The organism is Leisingera sp. F5 (assembly GCF_001593695.1).
This window is the reverse complement of record NZ_LUKH01000501.1, coordinates 1-2,248: the sequence shown is the minus strand read 5'-3', so window position 1 is coordinate 2,248 and position 2,248 is coordinate 1. Positions and strand designations below refer to the sequence as shown.

Below are 2,248 nucleotides of genomic sequence, written 5' to 3'. Positions count from 1 at the left end.
GTACAGGCGGTTATGAAAGCAATGGGAACCTGAAAATGCGCACGTCGTCCAATAAGCAGCAGGGAAACGGCCCGATTGCAAAGGCCAAGCAGAGAGAAAAAAGTCGCCAAGCGCGATTTGCAGCAATGATCTCTTTGATCTTTTCCGGCATGGTGGCCGCGCTGGTGGTTCTAGCCGGACGTACAGATGTGCCTCAGATCACCCGGGCACCAGGCACTATCGTTCCCCTTGGCGACTATACTCAGATCGAGGTGATGGAAGGCGGGATCGTCGACCGTGTTCATGTACAGGATGGCGACCGGGTGAAAGAGGGTGATGTACTGGTCGAGTTGCGTCACCCGGATCTGAGCAAGGAACAGCAAAGGCTGCGTGAACAGATAGCGACCGTTGATCGCAAGCTGGCTCGCGCCCGGACTGTTTTGCGCACTCTGGAAAGCGGAACGGTGATCGACGAAGACGAGCTGCAGGATCTGCGCCGGCAAAAGCAGCACCGCGCGGCCGCAACTTTGGAAATCTATGCCGAGAGCCAGCGCGTGAAGGGTCTGTCAATCGTTCAGCAGCAGGAAACGCTGGACATACTCCAGAATTCCCAGCGTTTCACGCTGGAGCGGATTGAACGTAAGCAAGAAGAACTGGCACGAGCCCGCCGTCTGCACAAGCAAGGTTTGACCACTTTGCGTGATCTCGCGCGCGAGGCTGATCAGCTGGATGCGTTGCGCACTGCGGCGTCCGACGGAGAAGTCCGCCTCGCACAAACGCGCAGCGCTCTAACGCTTGCTCAGGCGGAAATGGCCGAACAGACTTTGACCCTGCGCGAAGAAATGCTGAATGAGGCCGAAGAGCTGAGCGACATGCGCAGTGAACTTACGGTGTCATTGAGAATTGTCGACCGCAAGCTTGATGATCTACAGATCACTGCGCCCAGCGTAGGGATTGTGCAATCTGTTGCCTTCCCCAATGAAGGGGAGGTGATTGCTCCAGGCGAAACAATCTTCGAGTTGCTGCCAACCCGATTGGATCTGATGGTTGAGGCGCGCATCCCTAACAACGAAATCGGGCATGTGGGCCTGGAACAACCAGTCAACCTTACTGTCGATACCTACGATGTTCGGCGTTTCGGCAAAATCCAGGGCCGGGTTGCAGCATTGTCGCCGGTACCATTGATTGATGAGCAGACCGGCGAGACCTATTTCCGCGCATCGATCCAATTGGACGACCAGTCAGTCGGGATCGGCGCGTATGAGCGCCCCCTTCAGGCTGGTATGACGGTGGTAGCTGAAATGACGACCGGTGAAAAAACGTTGCTAGCTTACATGCTGAAGCCTGTACACCAAACTATGAACAATGCGTTTAATGAACGCTAACATTCGCCTTGGTGTGAAAAGGGGAGCGTAGACGTCTGATTAGTTGTAGTGGTTCAGATGTGATCGGACAGTTGCCCGGATTTCCGGCGGCGTCTGTCAGGTGAAGTTCAGTTCACGAACTTTTCCTTCCAGATTTCTTTGCTCTCAACCATGGTCTGGATCGGCGTCCTGCCGCAACACATTTTGCCTTGGTGAGTGCGCTCGTGGTTGTAGTGGTGCAGCCAGTCGTCCAGATGCGCTTGCAGCGCGCCGATGCTGTCATAGAGCTTCTTGCGGAAGGCGACCTGATAGAACTCCTGCAAAATCGTTTTGTGGAAACGCTCGCAGATCCCGTTTGTCTGCGGCGATTTCACCTTGGTTTTGGTGTGGTCGATGTCGTTGATGGCCAGGAAGAGCTGGAAGTCGTGCTTGTCGACGCGCCCGCAATATTCCGTGCCGCGATCCGTCATGATCCGCAGCACCGGCAGGTCATGCTCGTCATGGAACGGCAGCACCCGGTCGTTGAGCAGATCAGCCGCCGTGATGGGCGTCTTTGTAGTGTAGAGCTTGGCGTGTGCCACCTTGCAATAGGTGTCCACATAGGTCTGCTGATAGACTCGCCCGACGCCCTTCAGCGTTCCGACATAGAAGGTGTCCTGGCTGCCGAGATAGCCAGGGTGGGCTGTCTCGATCTCACCGCAGGCTTCGTCGTCGAGTTTCTTTTTCTCCAGCGCCTGCACCTGCGCCTCGGTCAGGATCATGCCTTCCTCGGCGGCCTTGGCCTCCAATGCCTTCAGCCGGGTTTTGAAATTGGCCAGATTGTGCCGCAGCCAGATCGAACGGACCCCGGAGGGCGAGACAAAAACGCCCAGCTTGCGCAATTCGTTGGAGGTGCGGGCCTGGCC

Annotated in this window: 2 protein-coding genes; one reads left to right on the top strand and one right to left on the bottom strand. The window is 56.4% G+C overall.

Translation table 11 applies throughout. The annotated features are described in order from the left end of the window. On the top strand, positions 1 to 1,364 hold a 1,364-nt coding region (locus A2I95_RS32470), incomplete at its 5' end, for an HlyD family type I secretion periplasmic adaptor subunit (RefSeq protein ID WP_291736461.1). A 107-nt stretch (positions 1,365 to 1,471) separates the two neighbouring features. On the opposite strand, the gene A2I95_RS32465 is transcribed toward A2I95_RS32470, so the two are convergent. Continuing rightward, on the bottom strand, positions 1,472 to 2,248 hold a 777-nt coding region (locus A2I95_RS32465), incomplete at its 5' end, for an IS481 family transposase (RefSeq protein WP_291736460.1).